We start from the raw sequence: 18,136 nt of genomic DNA, 5'->3' as shown, positions 1-18,136 counted from the left end.
ATTGAGAAAACTGGAAGCTTCGCAAACACAATAGAATGATTCAAACCTTACGCAAACTAGTTACATTCGATGAATTCGTTGCTAAATATCCTGACAACACAGGAAAACGTTATGAATTGCATGATGGAGCAATAGTCGAGATGCCGCAACCCACAGGCGACCATGAAGAGATCGTTGTATTTTTAGTCCAGAAATTTATTCTAGAATATAGTCGCATCAGCCTACGCTACGGCATCCCGAAAACAGTATTAGTCAAACCGCCTGAAAGTGAATCGGCTTACTCACCAGATGTACTGATATTAAATCTCCCTAATTTGGTAAACGAACCTCTGTGGAAAAAAGAATCTACTGTAAGCCTTGCGGAATCAATACCTTTAGTAGTTGAGGTAGTGAGTAGCAATTGGCGTGATGATTATTTAAAAAAAGCTGCTGACTATGAGGCTGTAGGCATCCCGGAATACTGGATTGTAGACTATGCTGCTTTAGGCGGTAGGCGATTTATTGGCAATCCCAAACAACCAGCTGTCTCGCTCTACACTTTAATTGAGGGAGAATACCAAGTTAGCCAGTTTCGAGGTGGCGATCGCATTATCTCACCTCTTTTCCCAGAGTTAAACTTAACCGCCGAACAGATTTTTCAAGCTGGTAGATACCCTGTATAGCCTTGCAGTGCTAGAAAAGAGCGATTTCCGTTACAAACGAAATTTGTTGTCGCAGATTCTTCAGTAAATCTAGAGTTTTTTCGTAAGCAACTTTTTTTCCTTGCTGTTCATAGTACTCAGATGCTTTTTGCAGATCAGCGATCGCTCCTAAATGATATCCTAAGCGATACTGAGCTACTCCCCAATTAACGTAAGTCTGGGCATTACTGGGGTTAAGTCTGATGACTTGAGATAAAATCACGCACTGCACCAAAGTCATCTCCATTTCGTCCGCAAGCACAAGCTCGGTTAAAGTACGCTCTATAATCGTTAGCATTGAGACGAATTGCTAGATTAAAGTCGAGCATCGCAGCTTGGATATCTTGCAAGACAAAATGCGCTAAACCTCGGTCATTATAGATATCTGCAAGCAATAAGCTACTGATTCGAGGAATTTCAGTTAGGGCTAAATTAAAGTCAAAAATTGCCTCCGAGTCTTTCCCATCACCAGTATGGGCTAGCCCTCGGTTGTAGTAAGCTCGAAAATCGTAGGGTTTAAGTGCGATGTCTACGACGGGCTACGCCTACGCTCGGTTATGATCTGACAATGGCAGCAGGATAATCCCCTTGTCTGTAGTGTGCTACTCCCCGGTTCAGATAAGCCTCAAAGTTATCCGGTGCAAAATTTATGGCTTGAGTACAATCTGTAACAGCTTGATGGTAATCTTGTAATTGGAGATAAGCAAGACAGCGATCGCTATAAGCTACAGCCAAATCTTTCTCAAGTTCAATCGCCTGGTTAAAATTCTTTATTGCTTCCTGATAATCACCGCGTCGCATCTTATCTACACCCAACTCTAAGAAATCACTTGCTGTAATTTGGGTAATTAAAATGGGTGAGGAATGTGCAGGTAAAGTCAAAAAAGTGAGGTGTAAAGCAATAATTATACTGAAAAATAATCGCCAGAAATCACTCATAAGACCAAATTAGGATAGGTAGTATTGTTTGATATTCTTGGAACAGTCTTTTTGTAAAGACTCTTAATCCAAAATTGGTATAAGCATCCTATTTGATAATTTCAGTAGCAACAAAATTAGCGGGACAAAAAGCCCCGCGAATAGTTAATTTTTGAAGTTAGATTTTAGTCTACTTCCACGCCTTATCTGCTTGTGAAAGAACATAAGCAGCTACATTTTCAATTTGGTCAGCTTTTAAACGAGCGCCGAAGGCAGGCATAGCACCTTTACCTTTTGTAACCTGGGCAACAATAGCCTCTGCTGAGTACAAATCATACTTTTCTAAAGCTTCCTTCTTCAGGCTTTTTTCAGCTTTAACCAGATTCTTTCCTCCTGCGTGACAAGAGGCACAATTGGCACTAAACACTTTAGCTCCACTAGCAGCATCTGCTGCCAAAGCTGGACGACTGAAGGCAAAGGTGAAGATTGCTATGCCTAACAGCATGACTGTAATCATTTTTTTCATTTCGTGTTCTCTCTGCAATAACGGCTTATTCGGTGCAATATCCTCCATAATTGTGAGTTGACCCGTTGCTATAGTCAAATGACAAGCTGTCAAACTTTGCTTTATTAAATAAAGTTTTTGGATTTTGAATCTTGGTGATTTTAGATTTAGGTTTATTAGCACAAAGCAATATGTAAAAAGAATATGCTTCTCTCCAAAATACCCTAGCTTACTTATTTGCAAAAATGTGCATTTATGCTGATGATTAAAATCCCAATTTATATAATTCTGAATATTTTATAAAAAAATAGACCTCTTGCAAAAATCGTTGAATCACCCCTCCCCAACCCTCCCCTTGTGAAGGGGAGGGAGCAAAATTCCAAGTTTCCCCCCTTTATAAGGGGGGATTAAGGGGGGTCGATTCGACTTATGCAAGAGGTCTAATGATTAAAATTTAAGGATGAAATATTAAAGATGAAAATCTTCCTGTTTCATCCTTTATACTTCATCCTGTGTTTTTTATTTAACAGAACCTAATTTAGTAAGCACATCTTCTGTGACGCGACAAATTCGCCAATCATCTAATATAGATGCTCCCATACTACGGTAGAATGCTTGGGCTGACTCATTCCAATCTAAGACACTCCACTCTAATCGCCCACAATCACGTTCTACAGCTATCTGAGCTACTTTAGTTAGAAGAGCCTTACCAATACCTTGCCTGCGATACTCTGGTAAAACAAATAAATCTTCCAGATAAATTCCTGGCTTAGTCAGAAATGTTGAATAATTGTGAAAAAATAGCGCAAAACCAACAGCTTGTCCCGCAGATTCCGCTAATATTGCCTCTATATACCTTCGCGAACCAAATAAATGCTCCTGAAGTGCTAGAGCATTGCCAGCGATCGCGTGAGATAATTTTTCATATTCTGCAAGTCCCTCAATTAATTTAAACAATACGCTGCAATCGTCTGCTTGGGCAAAACGCACAATCAAATTGCTACCCGAAGTCATTAGTCTATAGTCCATAGTTTATAGTCCATAGTCTATAGGCAACTGGGCAATTTATTTTGAGTATTGACTAAATAAGAGCCGAAAAAAGCTACAAAACGCCCGATTTTTGCGAATTGCAAAGCTAATTAAGTTCCAGATTGCATCTCTATCTTGAGCAATGTAATTAAATCAACCAACCTTTTAAGCGTTTGGCTATGTGAGGACGGCGCAATTTCCGCATGGCTTTGCTTTGAATTTGACGCACTCGCTCGCGAGAAAGATTGAACATATTGCCAACCTCTTCTAAGGTGCATGGTTCGCTGCTTGTCAAACCATAACGCAGAGAAATCACATCTTTCTCTCGTGGAGTTAACACATCACCCAAGACTTCCCAAATCTCCTGACGCATCATGTTTTCATTCATTTTTGCTTCTGGAGACAAGTTATCTTCATCTTCTAGCAAATCCATCAATTCCGTGTCTTCTTCTTTACCGACGCGGTGGTTGAGAGAAAGTGCTTGTCGCCGTAGCTGTTGTAGCTGGCGTAGTTGTTGCACACTAATCTCTAAATATTCTGCCATTTCACCTTCGGTAGGATTACGACAGAGTTTTTGTTTGAGTTCCCGTTGAGCTTTTTTTAGCTTGTTAAGCTTTTCAACAATATGAATCGGTAGTCGAATTGTTCGCGCATCGTTAGCTATCGCTCTGGTAATCGCTTGTCTAATCCACCAATAGGCGTAAGTAGAAAACTTATATCCTTTATCGGGATCAAACTTTTCTGTAGCGCGATTTAAACCCATTGCTCCTTCCTGAATTAAATCCAGAAAAGGTACTCCCCGATTTAAATATCGTTTAGCAATAGAAACTACCAATCTCAAGTTCGAGCGAATCATTTTGCGTTTCGCTACTCTCCCTTGATACAAGCGATTTTCTAGTTGCTTTTCCGTCATTCCTAACTCGGAAGCCACTTCTAATTTGCTGGCTTCATGTTCCAGTTTTAACCCTAAAGCCGCTTGTATTTCTCTAAATTCCTCTAGAAACCTGACTCGCCGCGCTAATTCTACTTCTTCATCAGCTTTTAAGAGCGGATAACGCGCCATTTCTTTAAAAAATGCGCCGACAGCATCATCATGTTCGGTTTTGTTGTATCCCGAAGGACGAGCCGCCGCCATGTCATCGCCATCGCGTTCGTCTGATTCCAGATTTTCTACTACAATTGGAGATTCTTCTTCTGCGACTGCATTTAAACTATCGAGTGATGGTTCTTCGATATCAGCAGCATTCTCCAGTATTTCCATTTTTCCCAATTCAACAATATTCATATTTTCCTTTAGGGATTGTTGCTTTGTTTGGTACATAATTTATTTACACCTACTCGTTTGAGGCTTGGTAGTTTTCCCTAATGGACGATGCACCCGTAAAAAATAGCGAAATATAGGCTGATGCTAATTTGTCTATAGAAATAAAAATCGGCATCTACCTAGTACCTATAGGTTACAGTTATATACAACCTATAACGAAACTTACCTTAGCACCCAGCAAAACTTTTTCCTTAGATTCCCAACAGATATATTCTTCATTTTTTTCTGAATTATCAAATATGTCAAACCCCCTCAAACTTTCTCAACCTTAACAAATATAAAAATTCCAGCTAACCATCCAAATTCCTTAAACTTTCATATATTTTTCTAAATATTTATAATGTTTTAGGCGCTGGATACCACTGTATAAAAGGAAGACCTACTAATGGGTTACGCATTCCCAATTTGATTTCCAGTTACCTATATAATACAAATTACAAGAGTAGCAGCTTAATTTTGGGACGATATTACTCTGTATAAAAGCATCTCATATACAGAAAGGGTTGAATATCTACCGATAGGCGGAAAAAGGCTACTCCATATTTAGTAGATAGAGTAACTGTTGCAGCAATAGCCGACATGCTTTTATTTGTATAGTGGGCACCAAATATTTATTGCATATATAGTTGATACGAATTTGTCTAGTAGATTACATAAGAGGAAAATTATCAAGTATTATGAAGAATAACAGTATTGAGAAATACCATTTAAATTTAAGAAAGCGAAAAACTAAAGTTTAGTTAGCTAGGTTGATTTTGACCAGCTATGTGAGGAAAATATTTAATTATAAAATCGGCAAGTATGTATATTAAGGACATAAATTTATCTGCTTTAGTGGTGAGTGAACCGAGTGAATCATACAAGTCAGGTGAAACTGTTAATCGGTGGGTTGAAGTATTGGTAGACTGTCCAGGAAGTACAGGACTATTTACTTATCGATTGCCAGCCCACTTAGAAATAAAATCAGGTGATATTTTGAGTGTGCCATTTGGGGCGCAACAATTAGGAGCGATCGCAATTCGATTACTGGCACAACCAAATATTGATTTACCACCAGAAAAAATCCGGGAAGTAGAAGATATAGTCAGCGTTGGATTTTTCCCAAGTGCTTATTGGGAATTACTCAACCGAGTTGCTGCATATTACTATACGCCACTGATTCAAGTAATCCGGGTTGCTCTGCCGCCAGGGTTGCTGGGGCGATCGCAGCGTCGTATCCGCCTGGTTGGAGGGAGAGGGGCAAGGGTGCAGGGGGCGGGGAGAAGTGGTTATTTACTGGGATCTGCCGATCCTTTGGCTTTTTTGACTCCGACTGCGCGGCAAGTTTGGGAACTTTTGCAAGGGCAACCAGCGGGGGACTACAGTTTTGTTTACCTTCAGCAAAAAGTCAAATCTGCTTATCGAGGAATTCGGGAGTTATTGCGATTTGGTTTAGTAGAAAGTTATTTAGAACCACCGCGACTAACTCGACCAAAGTTACAAAAAGCAGTTACGCTCACAGGTACAATTGACCAAGAGTTAACTACTCGCCAACGAGAGATTTTAGAAGTGCTGCGGCGACATGGTGGGGAGTTGTGGCAAAATGAATTACTGCAAATTTGTAATGCTAGTTCTTCTATTCTCAAAACGTTGGCACAAAAAGGTTACATCGTTGTTGAAGAACGGGAAGTATTGCGAACTGAACAAGGCCCAGCTTTAGTAGGGGATGGCGCTAAATCTTTAACTACAGCTCAAGCTAGCGCCTTAGCGACAATCCAGACACTAAATGGATTTGCTCAAGTTTTATTGCATGGGGTGACAGGTTCAGGAAAAACCGAAGTATATTTGCAAGCGATCGCACCTCTCCTCAATCAAGGTAAATCTGCTCTGGTTTTAGTCCCAGAAATTGGACTCACACCGCAGCTAACCGATCGTTTTCGCGCTCGTTTTGGTAATAAAGTCAGCGTCTATCACAGCGCCCTCTCCGACGGTGAACGTTACGACACTTGGCGGCAAATGCTCACCGGAGAACCTCAAGTTGTCATTGGGACTCGTAGCGCCGTTTTCGCCCCTTTGCCTAACTTGGGTTTAATTATTTTAGATGAAGAACACGATAGCAGTTTTAAACAAGATTCCCCTATACCCACCTACCACGCCCGCACCGTTGCCCTGTGGCGAGCCGAATTAGAAAATTGCCCCTTGGTGTTGGGTTCAGCTACGCCTTCGTTGGAAACTTGGGTAAGCGTGGGGAGGCAGGNGAGCAGGGGAAGCAGGGGGAGCAGGGGGAGAATTCGTAACTCGTGACTCCTCACTTAGCACTCTTTACCTGTCGCTCCCCGAACGCATCAACTCCCGCCCTTTACCACCGGTGGAAATTGTCGATATGCGGCAAGAGTTGCAACAGGGAAATCGTTCTATATTTAGTAGATCGCTGCAAGAAGCTTTGCAAGAGTTGCAAGAAAGAAAACAACAGGGAATTTTATTTATCCATCGTCGGGGACACAGTACTTTTGTCTCTTGCCGCAGTTGTGGATATGTGTTGGAATGTCCGCATTGTGATGTGTCACTGGCGTATCACCACACTGAAGAAAAAGCGCCGGAATTATTGCGGTGTCATTACTGTAACTATGCGCGATCGCACCCCAAATTTTGCCCTGATTGTAGTTCCCCTTATCTAAAATTTTTCGGTAGCGGTACTCAACGGGTAACGCAAGAACTAGCGCGACAGTTCCCAGAGTTGCGCTTGATTCGTTTTGATAGTGATACCACCCGCAATAAAGGCTCCCATCGTACCCTACTCACTCAGTTTGCCAACGGCGAAGCAGATTTATTAGTCGGTACGCAAATGCTCACCAAAGGTTTGGATTTACCACAGGTGACACTTGTGGGCGTTGTCGCCGCCGATGGATTGCTAAATTTATCAGATTATCGTGCCAGCGAACGGGCATTTCAAACCTTGACGCAAGTCGCTGGACGTGCTGGTAGAGGCGAAGATCCGGGTAGAGTAATTGTGCAGACTTATACTACAGAGCATCAGGTAATTGCAGCTGTGCGATCGCACGATTATCAATCTTTCTCTCAAGCTGAATTAGAACAACGCCAAGCCCTCAATTATCCTCCCTATGGGCGGTTAATTTTGTTACGATTAAGTAGTCTCGATCCCATTCAAGTGCAAAATACGGCGCAAATTATTGCTACAGCCTTGAGTACAGAAGAAGAATTCGAGATATTGGGCCCAGCACCAGCGAGTATTCTACGGGTAGCTAATCGTTATCGTTGGCAGATATTAATTAAATTTGCCCCCGATGCACTACCACAATTACCAGATTGGGAAGAAGTGCGATCGCTTTGTCCTTCGTCTGTAAGTTTAACTATTGATGTAGACCCATTAAATATTATGTGATCGTTATGCGATCGTAAATATATCATGTCCGCTTGGTTACTTAATTAAACCTCAAGAACCCCACCCCGCCAAAGCTACGCTTTGTTTCCCCTCCCGAAGAGCGGGGAGGGGCTGGGGGTGGGGTGCAATGACCGTGGAAATCATAGCTAATTATGAAAACACTATATTAACTGCATATTAAAAGCACAGTTAAAAATGAACTCTGCCAGTACCAATTAAAGATTGGTTTACGATAATAACTTTGAAGATTTATTGCTTTTTCCGTAATCATACTGTGGCAAGTTGAGGAATTAGAAAGTTACTTTACAATTCTCTTAAAAAGAAGTTCATTAATTATGTAATGTCAAGTATTTACTAAATATTTTTTATACAGTCTAGAGAAATGTTTTCCCTGAGACTTGCGGTCATTACGTTCGTTTCTAGCCAATGAAGGATTGCCAGAAATCATCATTGCAGATACTTGGCCAATGTTAATGGACTACTCACGTATCAACTACGAACACAACGGCAAGGCATACTATGATTTACAAGATCAAACCCAAAATACTGGTATTAGCAATTGTTCAAGGGATTGCTTTCCAACCAAATGACGCGCCTGTACCATCTGGGTATATTAAAGATATCGGTCAAGCCTACAATGAGACTAGAGGCTTTGGTTGGGTGCGTGAAGATAGCTTAGGCAATAGTACACCCACTCCCCTTGATATCCAACTTAATACACGCGATCGCAATCAAAGTGGCATCGATCGGCGGCTAAATAGACTGATTCATCTGCAATATCCTCTTAGCAGTGCAGGAACAGCAGTCAGGATACCTGCTGCTTGGGAATATGCCCTATCTAAAGGTTCCTACAATGTCACTGTTAGCGTCGGTGATGCTAGTAATACTGTAAATAGTAAGCACCAGATCAATATAGAAGGGACGGCTGCTATTTCTGGCTTTGTACCAACGGCAACCAAAAAGTTTGCCGCAATTACCCGGATTGTTAATGTTGCCGATGGCAAGCTCACAATTGATGCTAAAGGTGGTAAGAATACCAAGCTCAACTATATTGCGATCGCACCAGGTAATCGTCCCTCGATCAGAACGACCAATCCTAATGATGGTCAGACAAATCTCTCGCCGGATATCTCGATTACAGCAGACCTAAATCTCCCCAATAGTGGGATTGCGGTTAATACTATTTCTGCCTCAACTATCAGGCTGATTGATTGCAGCACTAACACGCAAGTCAATGCTACTTACAACACTTCCGGTGGTGGAGATGTGATTGTAGTGTCTCCGATAAATCGTCTCAAGAACAATACCAAATATTTGTTACAAATTACCGACGGGGTTAAAGATAGCAATGGTGCTGCATTCTTACCCCATAGCATCAGTTTCACAACAGGCACCTTTGTGAACCCAGTAAGCAATATTACTTTCGAGCAAATCTCACTAGCGAATGTACCTACCAAATCTTACACCACAGTCTTGATTGGGCCTGACAATAAACTATATGCTGCCACCTTACTAGGTGAGATTTTGCGTTTCCCGATCAATGCCGATGGTACTCTGGGTACGCCACAAACGATTTCCTCATTGCAGACTGCAAATGGTGGTAATCGAACGATCATTGGTATGCACTTTGATCCCTCATCAACCAATGCCAGCAACCTAATTCTCTGGGTAACAAATAATTACTACTGGAATGGAACTATTGATGCACCAGAATGGAGTGGTAAAATTACTCGTTTAAGCGGCACCAATCTAGAGACAGTAAAAGACTATGTGGTTGATTTACCGCGATCGAGTCGGGATCATCTAACCAATAGCATTGAATTCAAGGCCAACCAGCCAAATGTGCTGTATGTGTTGCAGGGTAGTAATAGTAGTACGGGCGCACCAAACACTGCCTGGAGTAATCGTTCTGAGCAGTTGTTAACTGCTGCTGTATTACGAGTTGACCTGTCCAAAATCACCTCACCTCCTTTAAGCGTTAAGACAGAGGATGGAGGTACTTATAACCCCTTTAATCCGGGAGCAGCTGTAACTATCTTTGCTAGTGGTATACGTAATGGCTACGATCTGGTTTGGCATACCAATGGTCAGTTGTATGTGCCAACGAATGGTTCGGCGGCTGGTGGCAATACGCCAAATACACCTATCCCTTTACCTCTTGCCTGCCAAAACCGGATTGATAAGACTACTAATGGGGCTTATACTACTCCACCTGTGCCTGCTCTTAGCAGTCTAGGCACGCAGCAAGACTTTCTGTTTCGCGTTGTTAAAAATGGTTATTATGGCCATCCCAATCCGAAGCGTTGTGAGTGGGTGTTGGGTGGAGGAAATCCCACAGCTGGTACAGACCCAGTTCAGATCAATGAATATCCCGTTGGTACTCTACCTGACCGGAATTGGAAGGGTATTGCCTTCGATTTCGGAGAGCATTTTTCACCTAATGGCATCATTGAATATCGTAGTAATGTTTTAGGTGGTAAGCTGCAAGGCAAACTGCTGGTGACACGCTTCAGTTTAGGGAAAGACATCATTGTGCTAACACCAGGTGGCGCAAACTTGGATATTGTAAATTCCCAAACGGCTATTAGTGGCTTCACTGGTTTTAACCCAAGTCCATTGGATTTGGTTGAGAATCCCACGAATGGAAATCTCTACGTGGCGCAACTCAGTCAAGAGACGGGCATGGGCAAAATTACACTTCTGCGTCCACTTCATTAATATCAGTACCGGGCGATCGCAATCAATTCATGCTTGTAGCTGAAAAGGGTTTTTACTGAAACTGCAAGCATGAATTGATTGCATTTACTCTCCAACAAGCATTGATCTCATCAGTTAATTTTTCTACTTTTATAGTTCACTCCCAATTACGGTTGCATCTAGCGCGACCGTAAACTTTTTATGTGCATTTATCTAAATCAACGGTTACGAAGCATCCAGAATTTTATAACCCGCAACTTGGGTTAATATTATGTTGATACTTAATTCCAAACAATTCGGCGACACTAATTTGCGAATGTACAAAAGCCAGCAGCGGGATTTGAACTCGCGACCTTCCGATTACAAGTCGGATGCACTACCACTGTGCTATGCTGGCAAGTCTGACGATTGCTTTTTAATTAGCAACCACGATTTATCATTGTACCATAATCCATTTATTTGTCTAGCTGTAAATTCTAAAAAATATCTGCTTCATCATAAAATTAGGCTAAAAGACCAGAAATTTTAGCAATATCGCTGCTTTTGTACGCCTAGATGGTTGTTCTGGCGTTGCCATTGTGATGAACCAGAAACAATCAGGGATTCTGAATCACTGATAAGGTTGTTGAAGAAGGCAGGAGGCAGGAGGCAGAGGGCAGAAGGTTCAATTTAGAAGGGGATTCAACACCGTACTTAAATTGGGCCCACCAAATTTTCAATTTGGTGGGGGTCTTAAACCGCAGGTTCGCTTTGGTCACGGGCAGAGAGCAGAAAACAGTATTCCTTCTGCCTCCTGCCTTCTGCCCTCTGCCTTTCTTGATAAATTATTTATAGCAAAAGCTAACTCAAATCCTGGGCTGAACCCAAAAATATCTAGTCAGTTCTAAAACTATATTTTCTTGGCACAGCTGAATAAAGGAACAGAAATATATAATTATTTTTTACAGATTACAAGCATGGCAGCATTGCTCGGACGAGATTTATTAAGTCTAGCGGACATCAGTTCTACGGAACTTCAAGAACTCCTGCAATTGGCAACTCAACTTAAATCGCAGCAGTTGAAGTTGCAGTGTAATAAAGTTTTGGGGTTGTTGTTCTCCAAAGCTTCAACTCGTACACGGGTAAGTTTTACAGTAGCGATGTACCAACTTGGTGGACAGGTAATCGATCTCAACCCTAATGTCACTCAAGTGAGTCGTGGGGAACCTTTGCAGGATACGGCGCGGGTGTTAGATCGATATCTGGATATTTTGGCAATTCGCACTTTTGCCCAGCAAGATTTGGAAACTTTTGCTCACTACGCCAACATTCCAGTGATTAACGCACTTACCGATGCAGAACATCCTTGTCAGGTATTAGCTGATTTATTGACGATTCAAGAAAGCTTTGGCACTCTAGCTGGGTTAACTTTAACCTACGTGGGTGATGGGAATAATGTGGCTAATTCTCTGATGTTAGGCTGTGCTTTGGTAGGGATGAATGTCAGAATTGCTACTCCTACGGGATATGAGCCAGATTCTAAGATTGTAGAGCAAGCAAGAGCGATCGCTAATCACAAAACTGAAGTCCTCCTCACTCACGATCCAGAATTAGCTGCTAAGGGAGCTGCTGTACTTTACACTGATGTTTGGGCGAGTATGGGGCAAGAGGCAGAAGCTGATAATCGGATGCCAATTTTCCAGCCTTATCAAATTTCGGAGCAGTTATTGAGCCTTGCTGATCCAGAGGCAATTGTTTTACACTGCTTACCAGCCCATCGCGGTGAAGAAATTACCGAGGCAGTTATTGAAGGTTCTCAATCACGAGTTTGGGAACAGGCAGAAAATCGTCTCCACGCTCAAAAAGCTTTACTTGCAAGTCTTTTAGGGGCAGAGTAAGGGAATAGGGCACAGGGGATAGGGTATAGTTTTCTTCCTTGTAACCTCTAACCTGTAACCTGTACCCTGTTATATTCTTATTTGTCAAAAGGCAAAAGAGTAAAACTAAATAACAAAAAACCTTGCTAAACTTACCTATAGTTCGGCATTTTAGGTAAGTTTATGTGGAAGGTTGCAGAATTTGGAGGATTAGTTGGCGTTTCTTCCTCGACTTTAAGGCGTTGGGAGACAGAAGGGAAACTAACGCGCCTAATGGACGCTGGGTAATCAAAGGATTTACACAGAATTGCATTTAGCGCTTGCCCGGAATCTCAAATCCGGTAAATTCCGAACAAGAATAATTAAGGAAAAAGTAAAGTTAATTGCTCAAGGTGTTGATCCTTGCCTAAAGTCGGATATATTTCTTCAAATAAACAGCTTTAAAAAAGTTTAGATATGTTTGCCATCAAGCGAGAGTTAAAACTAAATAAGGTAGAAACCTCTTTGATGCGTGGCAATGCTGGCTTTAAGTGTTGGGTGTATAACTTTGGGTTAAATTTACTGACTACATCTTGGAGCTTTGAAGGCGTAAAGTTGTCTGATTCCAAACGCCTTGATGCCATCAAAAAAGTATTTACTCAAATAACAATGGAAAAGGCTGAATATGCATGGATGAAGTTATATCCCTCCACAGTGTATCAGTCAGCTTTCATCGACTTGAGGGATGCCCCTCTTGACACAATACGGTTGGCTTAACCGAAATTTACGCCCCTGGACAAGAAGTAGCCGACTACCTTGATTGAAGGGGGAAGAAATCTCTATCCTTGGCTTTGGCTAAGTTTGGGTAAGTATTTTGAAGCAGAAGAAAATAATTTTGCTTTTGCCTTTCATATTTTTACTTTTCTCTTGTTATAGGGAGTTTTTTGTAGTACTAATGTTCTAGAGACATTAATAATTACTTCCCGCAAATTTATGGAACGTCTAACAGAAGCCCAACAAGAACTTTACGAATGGTTAGCAGAATACATCAGAACGCACCAGCATTCGCCTTCTATTCGGCAAATGATGCAAGCGATGAACCTGAAGTCACCAGCACCAATTCAAAGTCGTTTAGAACATTTACGCACAAAAGGATATATTGAATGGACTGAAGGCCAAGCGCGAACGATTCGGATTTTGCGTCCTGTGAAGCAAGGTATACCAATTTTGGGCACGATCGCTGCTGGTGGTTTAATAGAACCGTTTACTGATGCTGTAGATCATTTAGACTTTTCTAATTTCGATTTACCTCCCCAAACCTATGCTTTGCGGGTAGCTGGCGATAGCATGATTGAAGATTTAATTACTGATGGCGATGTGGTATTTCTACGTCCAGTAGCAGAACCAAATCATTTAAAAAATGGCACCATCGTCGCCGCTAGAGTAGATGGATTTGGTACAACATTAAAACGTTTTTATCGCCAAGGCGATCGCGTTACTCTCAAACCAGCAAATCCTAAGTACAATCCCATTGAAGTCAGTGCTATGCAAGTACAGGTGCAAGGTTCTCTCATTGGTGTTTGGCGCGGTTACAACTGAGTAATGGGGACTGGGGACTGGGGACTGGGGACTGGGAACTGGGGACTGGGGACTGGGAAAGATAAATACCAATGCCCAGTAACTATTTATTAGGGTTCATGACCACCTTTGTGCTTAACATTTTATGTACCTGACGCAAAATTCAGTGCAGCAACTGCCCACTTTCCGGTTGAAATTACCAATTGCAAGGGAAAGTAAGGGCAGTTATTACACTCCGCAACCATTACCAGGATGCCCAAGAATGCCTGTGTCTCTGCAATTGCGGCAATATCAGCGACAAGCGATCGCTAGCTGGTTTACCAACAATGGCAGAGGGACGCTGAAAATGGCTACTGGTAGTGGTAAAACGATTACTGCATTAGCGATCGCTTGTGAATTATATCAGCAAATTAATTTACAAGTTCTGGTGGTGGTATGTCCCTACCGCCATCTCGTCACCCAATGGGCGCGAGAATGTGAAAAATTTAATTTGCAACCAATTTTAGCTTTTGAGAATTTACGCACTTGGCAAAGTCAACTTTCTACGCAAATTTATAATCTGCGTTCTGGTTCTCAACGGTTTGTCACGGTGATTACTACAAACTCTACTTTAATTGGAGATGGTTTTCAGTCTCAACTCAAATATTTTCCCGCCAAAACTTTAATTATTGGGGATGAGGCGCATAATTTAGGCGCACCCAAGTTAGAAGAAAGTTTACCGCGCAGTGTTGGGTTGAGGCTAGCTTTATCTGCCACACCGGAGAGATATTTTGATGATTTTGGTACGCAATCTTTATTTGATTATTTTGGCCCAGTTCTCCAGCCAGAGTTTACTTTGAGGGATGCGATCGCTCAAGGTGCTTTGGTACATTATCTGTATTATCCGGTGTTGGTGGAGTTAACTGAAGCAGAAAGTATTGCCTATTTAAAGTTAACTAAAAGAATTGGGCGATCGCTACTATATAGAGATCGACAAAATGGCGATGCAGGAAGCTTGGAAGACAATGAAGATTTAAAGCCGTTGTTAATGCAAAGAGCAAGATTAATTGGTGCGGCGGAAAATAAATTAACTGCCTTGCGGGATTTAATGGCAACTCGCCGCGAAACTAGTCACACTCTTTTTTATTGCAGTGATGGTTCCCAAGATGCGGGACAACGTTCATCGCTACGCCAACTTAAAGCTGTTGCTAAAATTCTGGGGGTGGATTTAGGGTACAAGGTAAGCACCTATACAGCTCAAACAACTTTACAAGAAAGGGAAATATTACGTCATCAATTTGAAAGTGGGGAATTGCAGGGTTTAGTAGCAATTCGTTGTTTAGATGAAGGTGTCGATATTCCGGCAATTAAAACTGCGGTGATTTTATCAAGTTCTGGTAATCCTCGCCAGTTTATTCAGCGACGGGGGCGAGTTTTACGTCCTCATCCAGCTAAGGAACGCGCCACTATATTTGACATGATTGTTTTACCACCAGATTTAGATAGAGAAACTATAGAAGTTGAGCGCAATCTGTTAAAAAAGGAATTGCGTCGCTTTGTAGAGTTCGCTGATTTAGCTGATAACGCAGGGGAAGCAAGAATGAAGTTACTTGATTTACAAAAGCGCTATGGTTTATTAGATATTTGATCAGCAATTGTAAAATTTTTCGAGTTTTGAAAAAAGAAGCATTAAGTATGAAATAATAAAATTATGAGTTAGATCATAATGGGATGTAAGTGGCTTTAAAAATTTCACTTACATCCCATTATGATCTAGATTACTAATACTAATAATAACAGAAGAGAATTCAATAATAAAGTCTTTTTTCAAAGAAAATTATAAATTTGAAAAAATAGTTTTGGCAAAATTAAAGATAACGCTAACAGTGGCTTTACGGAGGTAAATGCAGTACTAGAGAAAGTTAAAATATAGAAAAACTATATTTCTACACTGAAGATGTCACAAGAGGCGAATCTCGATGATGTGCAAGAGCCAATAAACAGCGCTCCGCCGGAAGTACGGCAAATTATTGAGCGGGTATGGAAGCTGGAAAAAGGCAGGCTAGATAAAAAGATTAACAGCCATATAAATGATAATATTTTGGACATTATTAAGGAAGAGGTGCGATGAAGCTGACTTCAATCAAGCTATGCAACTTTCGCTCCTTTTATGGTACAACGCCAGAGATGCTCTTAGCTGGGGGAGAGGCTCAGAATACGACGATTATTCATGGGAATAATGGCTCTGGAAAAACCAGTTTACTAAATGCCTTTACGTGGGTATTGTATGATAAATTTAGTGCGGCATTTGCATCGATAGAGCAGTTGGTGAATAAGCGTGCGATCGCAGAAGCTCAAAAAGGTCAAGCTGTAGAATGTTGGGTAGAGATTGGCTGGGAACATGAAGGTAAACGTTATCGAGTTAAACGCGCCTGTCGAGGTTATAAAAACGAAGGTGATTTTGACGCTGGTAAAACTCAATTAACGATGTGGGTTGGTGCGGATGATGGTAAATGGAATATACCAACTCAGCAACCAGACGATATCATTAATCAAATTTTACCCGCTACTTTACATCAATATTTTTTCTTTGACGGCGAACGAATTGAAGAAATAGTCCGTTCTGATAAAAAAGCTGAAATTGCGGAAGCTACAAAAATTTTCTTAGGTGTAGAAGTAATCAATCGTTCCATCAGACATTTGGGAGATGCTAAAAAAACTCTAGAAAATGATTTAAAAGCTATTGGTGATTCTGAAACCAAACAACTATTACGACAGCAAGAAAAGATAGAACGCGAACGCGAACGCATTACCAAACGGCAAACTGAAATTAAAGAAGAGTTAGAATATCAACAAACTTTTAAAAAAGAGACAAGCAACCGTTTGCGAGAACTGAGTGCTGCTAAGGAATTACAAGAAAGATGGCAGGATTTAGAATCGCAGAAAGCGGCGAATCAAGAAGAATATAAAAAAACGAAGGAAGCGCTGAAAAAAGTTATTTCCGCGCGAGGCTATACAGTTTTACTCTCAGAAACTACATCCCAGTTTCGAGGAATTATCAATGATTTGAAGGCGCGAGGCGAGTTAACATCAGGAATTTCGCGGGAATTTGTCAGTGATTTACTCAATTCTCAGCGCTGTATTTGTGGCGCAGAATTACACGCGGGTAATCATTCTCATACTCATGTGAGTACGTGGTTAAATAAAGCAGGTTCCTCGGCGGTAGAAGAAACTGCAATTCGGATGATAGCTCAAGTAGACGAAATTGATAAGCAAGCTATAGGATTTTGGGAAGAGGTTGATAGAGAACAAGCTAGAATTAATCAGTTAAGGCAAAGTATATCTCAAATTGAAGGCGACTTAGACAATATTCAAGAACGGTTGCGAAAAGATGCTAATGAAGAAATTAGCAGTTTGCAAAAACGGTTAGATGAAATTGAAAGTAAAATTGATGAGTTAAATCGAGAACAGGGTGCAAATCAGCAGCAAATTGCTCAACTCACAACTGAAATTGAAGGTTTGAACAAACAAATCGCTAAACAAAAGCTGAATGAGGATAAGCAAACTTTAGCACAGCGCCGAATTAACGCTACTCAAGATGCAATCGAACGGTTAACGGAAGTTAGAAATCGTCAAGAACAACAATTTCGCCTGCAACTACAAAAGCGAGTGCAAGAGATATTCATGGAGATTTCTGTGACTCCATACATTCCTAAAATTAGCGATAAATATGAACTGACATTAGTAGAAAATACTACAGGGATAGAAGCACCAGTTGCAGCATCCACGGGCGAGAATCAAATTCTCAGTTTATCCTTTATTGCCAGCATTATTGACAAAGTGAGGGAATGGAGTGAGAAACGAAAAATGATGATGATTCCCGACAGTAGCACTTTCCCAATTGTGATGGATTCACCTTTCGGTAGTTTGGATGAGAATTCGCGGCGACACATTGCGAAGACAATTCCTCAATTAGCGAATCAGTTGATAGTTTTAGTAACTAAGACTCAGTGGCGGGGTGAAGTTGAAGCAGAGATGACAGAGAGAATTGGTAGAGAATATGTGCTGACGTATTATTCTTCTAAGCCGGATTGCGAACAAGATTATATTGAGTTGGCTGGTGAAAGATATCCTTTGGTGAAACAAAGCCCGAATGAGTTTGAATATACTGAAATTATTGCGGTTGAACGTAATTTTTAAAGGATAAAG

14 protein-coding genes, 1 tRNA gene and 1 pseudogene are annotated in these 18,136 nt (G+C 41.2%); 9 read left to right on the top strand and 7 right to left on the bottom strand.

The annotated features are described in order from the left end of the window. Positions 1-35 precede the first annotated feature (35 nt). On the top strand, positions 36-662 hold the full coding sequence (locus CDG76_RS32960) for a Uma2 family endonuclease (RefSeq protein ID WP_094353048.1): 627 nt from the start codon (positions 36-38) through the stop codon (positions 660-662). A 10-nt stretch (positions 663-672) separates the two neighbouring features. Here CDG76_RS32960 and CDG76_RS39810 read toward each other — a convergent pair whose 3' ends face one another. The 6 genes from CDG76_RS39810 to CDG76_RS32940 all read right to left on the bottom strand — a co-directional run bounded on the left by CDG76_RS39810 (position 673) and on the right by CDG76_RS32940 (position 4,453). After that, entirely contained in the window at positions 673-921 is a 249-nt protein-coding gene (locus tag CDG76_RS39810; protein WP_442946403.1) for a hypothetical protein, read from the bottom strand. Beyond that, complete coding sequence (locus tag CDG76_RS39805) at positions 875-1,075, bottom strand: hypothetical protein (RefSeq protein ID WP_442946402.1); 201 nt, start codon at positions 1,073-1,075, stop codon at positions 875-877. The genes CDG76_RS39810 and CDG76_RS39805 overlap by 47 nt, the downstream gene beginning before the upstream one ends. A gap of 160 nt (positions 1,076-1,235) precedes the next feature. Next, positions 1,236-1,619 (bottom strand): tetratricopeptide repeat protein, encoded by a 384-nt coding sequence (locus tag CDG76_RS39800; protein WP_442946401.1) that lies wholly within the window; start codon positions 1,617-1,619, stop codon positions 1,236-1,238. 169 nt (positions 1,620-1,788) lie between these two features. Next, positions 1,789-2,124, bottom strand: coding sequence for a cytochrome c6 PetJ (petJ, locus tag CDG76_RS32950; protein ID WP_094353059.1), 336 nt, complete (start codon positions 2,122-2,124; stop codon positions 1,789-1,791). A gap of 498 nt (positions 2,125-2,622) precedes the next feature. After that, positions 2,623-3,117 (bottom strand): GNAT family N-acetyltransferase, encoded by a 495-nt coding sequence (locus CDG76_RS32945; protein WP_190241057.1) that lies wholly within the window; start codon positions 3,115-3,117, stop codon positions 2,623-2,625. Positions 3,118-3,280: 163 nt separating this feature from the next. Beyond that, the gene (locus tag CDG76_RS32940) at positions 3,281-4,453 is read right to left on the bottom strand and encodes an RpoD/SigA family RNA polymerase sigma factor (protein WP_094353046.1); all 1,173 of its coding nucleotides are present in this window, start codon (positions 4,451-4,453) and stop codon (positions 3,281-3,283) included. Positions 4,454-5,257: 804 nt separating this feature from the next. Here CDG76_RS32940 and priA point away from each other — a divergent pair. Continuing rightward, positions 5,258-7,838 (top strand): annotated as a pseudogene (priA, locus tag CDG76_RS32935) (primosomal protein N'). Between the two features lie 519 nt (positions 7,839-8,357). Next, positions 8,358-10,556 carry an Ig-like domain-containing protein gene (locus tag CDG76_RS32930; RefSeq protein WP_094353045.1) on the top strand — a complete coding sequence of 733 codons (2,199 nt, stop codon included), beginning with the start codon at positions 8,358-8,360 and terminating at the stop codon, positions 10,554-10,556. 304 nt (positions 10,557-10,860) lie between these two features. Here the strand turns inward: CDG76_RS32930 and CDG76_RS32925 are convergent. Beyond that, positions 10,861-10,932 (bottom strand) — tRNA-Thr (locus tag CDG76_RS32925). A gap of 559 nt (positions 10,933-11,491) precedes the next feature. On the opposite strand from CDG76_RS32925, the gene argF reads away from it, so the two are divergent. From argF to CDG76_RS32900, 6 genes are all read left to right on the top strand, one after another. After that, positions 11,492-12,412: an ornithine carbamoyltransferase gene (gene argF, locus CDG76_RS32920; RefSeq protein WP_094353044.1), complete on the top strand. Its 921-nt coding sequence runs from the start codon at positions 11,492-11,494 to the stop codon at positions 12,410-12,412. A gap of 435 nt (positions 12,413-12,847) precedes the next feature. Then, positions 12,848-13,147 carry a hypothetical protein gene (locus CDG76_RS32915; protein WP_094353043.1) on the top strand — a complete coding sequence of 100 codons (300 nt, stop codon included), beginning with the start codon at positions 12,848-12,850 and terminating at the stop codon, positions 13,145-13,147. A 216-nt stretch (positions 13,148-13,363) separates the two neighbouring features. Next, positions 13,364-13,969, top strand: coding sequence for a transcriptional repressor LexA (lexA, locus tag CDG76_RS32910; protein ID WP_094353042.1), 606 nt, complete (start codon positions 13,364-13,366; stop codon positions 13,967-13,969). Between the two features lie 124 nt (positions 13,970-14,093). After that, the gene (locus CDG76_RS32905; protein WP_094353041.1) at positions 14,094-15,575 is read left to right on the top strand and encodes a DNA phosphorothioation system restriction enzyme; all 1,482 of its coding nucleotides are present in this window, start codon (positions 14,094-14,096) and stop codon (positions 15,573-15,575) included. A 309-nt stretch (positions 15,576-15,884) separates the two neighbouring features. Continuing rightward, on the top strand, positions 15,885-16,058 hold the full coding sequence (locus CDG76_RS37930; protein ID WP_190241056.1) for a hypothetical protein: 174 nt from the start codon (positions 15,885-15,887) through the stop codon (positions 16,056-16,058). Next, positions 16,055-18,127, top strand: coding sequence for an AAA family ATPase (locus CDG76_RS32900; RefSeq protein WP_094353040.1), 2,073 nt, complete (start codon positions 16,055-16,057; stop codon positions 18,125-18,127). The genes CDG76_RS37930 and CDG76_RS32900 overlap by 4 nt, the downstream gene beginning before the upstream one ends. The last annotated feature ends 9 nt before the right edge of the window (positions 18,128-18,136 follow it).

Origin of the sequence: Nostoc sp. 'Peltigera membranacea cyanobiont' 210A (assembly GCF_002246015.1) — a bacterium.
Taxonomy (GTDB): Bacteria; Cyanobacteriota; Cyanobacteriia; order Cyanobacteriales; family Nostocaceae; genus Nostoc.
Note: the sequence above shows the minus strand (reverse complement) of the source record. Positions and strands in the feature narration are given on the sequence as shown.

Excerpts from the sequence above, each read along its gene's own strand:
- CDG76_RS32960 (WP_094353048.1), top strand. The coding sequence starts at position 36 with ATGATTCAAACCTTACGCAAACTAGTTACATTCGATGAATTCGTTGCT.
- CDG76_RS39810 (WP_442946403.1), bottom strand. The coding sequence starts at position 921 with ATGACTTTGGTGCAGTGCGTGATTTTATCTCAAGTCATCAGACTTAAC.
- CDG76_RS39800 (WP_442946401.1), bottom strand. The coding sequence starts at position 1,619 with ATGAGTGATTTCTGGCGATTATTTTTCAGTATAATTATTGCTTTACAC.
- petJ (WP_094353059.1), bottom strand. The coding sequence starts at position 2,124 with ATGAAAAAAATGATTACAGTCATGCTGTTAGGCATAGCAATCTTCACC.
- CDG76_RS32945 (WP_190241057.1), bottom strand. The coding sequence starts at position 3,117 with ATGACTTCGGGTAGCAATTTGATTGTGCGTTTTGCCCAAGCAGACGAT.
- CDG76_RS32940 (WP_094353046.1), bottom strand. The coding sequence starts at position 4,453 with ATGTACCAAACAAAGCAACAATCCCTAAAGGAAAATATGAATATTGTT.
- CDG76_RS32930 (WP_094353045.1), top strand. The coding sequence starts at position 8,358 with ATGATTTACAAGATCAAACCCAAAATACTGGTATTAGCAATTGTTCAA.
- argF (WP_094353044.1), top strand. The coding sequence starts at position 11,492 with ATGGCAGCATTGCTCGGACGAGATTTATTAAGTCTAGCGGACATCAGT.
- CDG76_RS32915 (WP_094353043.1), top strand. The coding sequence starts at position 12,848 with ATGTTTGCCATCAAGCGAGAGTTAAAACTAAATAAGGTAGAAACCTCT.
- lexA (WP_094353042.1), top strand. The coding sequence starts at position 13,364 with ATGGAACGTCTAACAGAAGCCCAACAAGAACTTTACGAATGGTTAGCA.
- CDG76_RS32905 (WP_094353041.1), top strand. The coding sequence starts at position 14,094 with ATGTACCTGACGCAAAATTCAGTGCAGCAACTGCCCACTTTCCGGTTG.
- CDG76_RS37930 (WP_190241056.1), top strand. The coding sequence starts at position 15,885 with ATGTCACAAGAGGCGAATCTCGATGATGTGCAAGAGCCAATAAACAGC.
- CDG76_RS32900 (WP_094353040.1), top strand. The coding sequence starts at position 16,055 with ATGAAGCTGACTTCAATCAAGCTATGCAACTTTCGCTCCTTTTATGGT.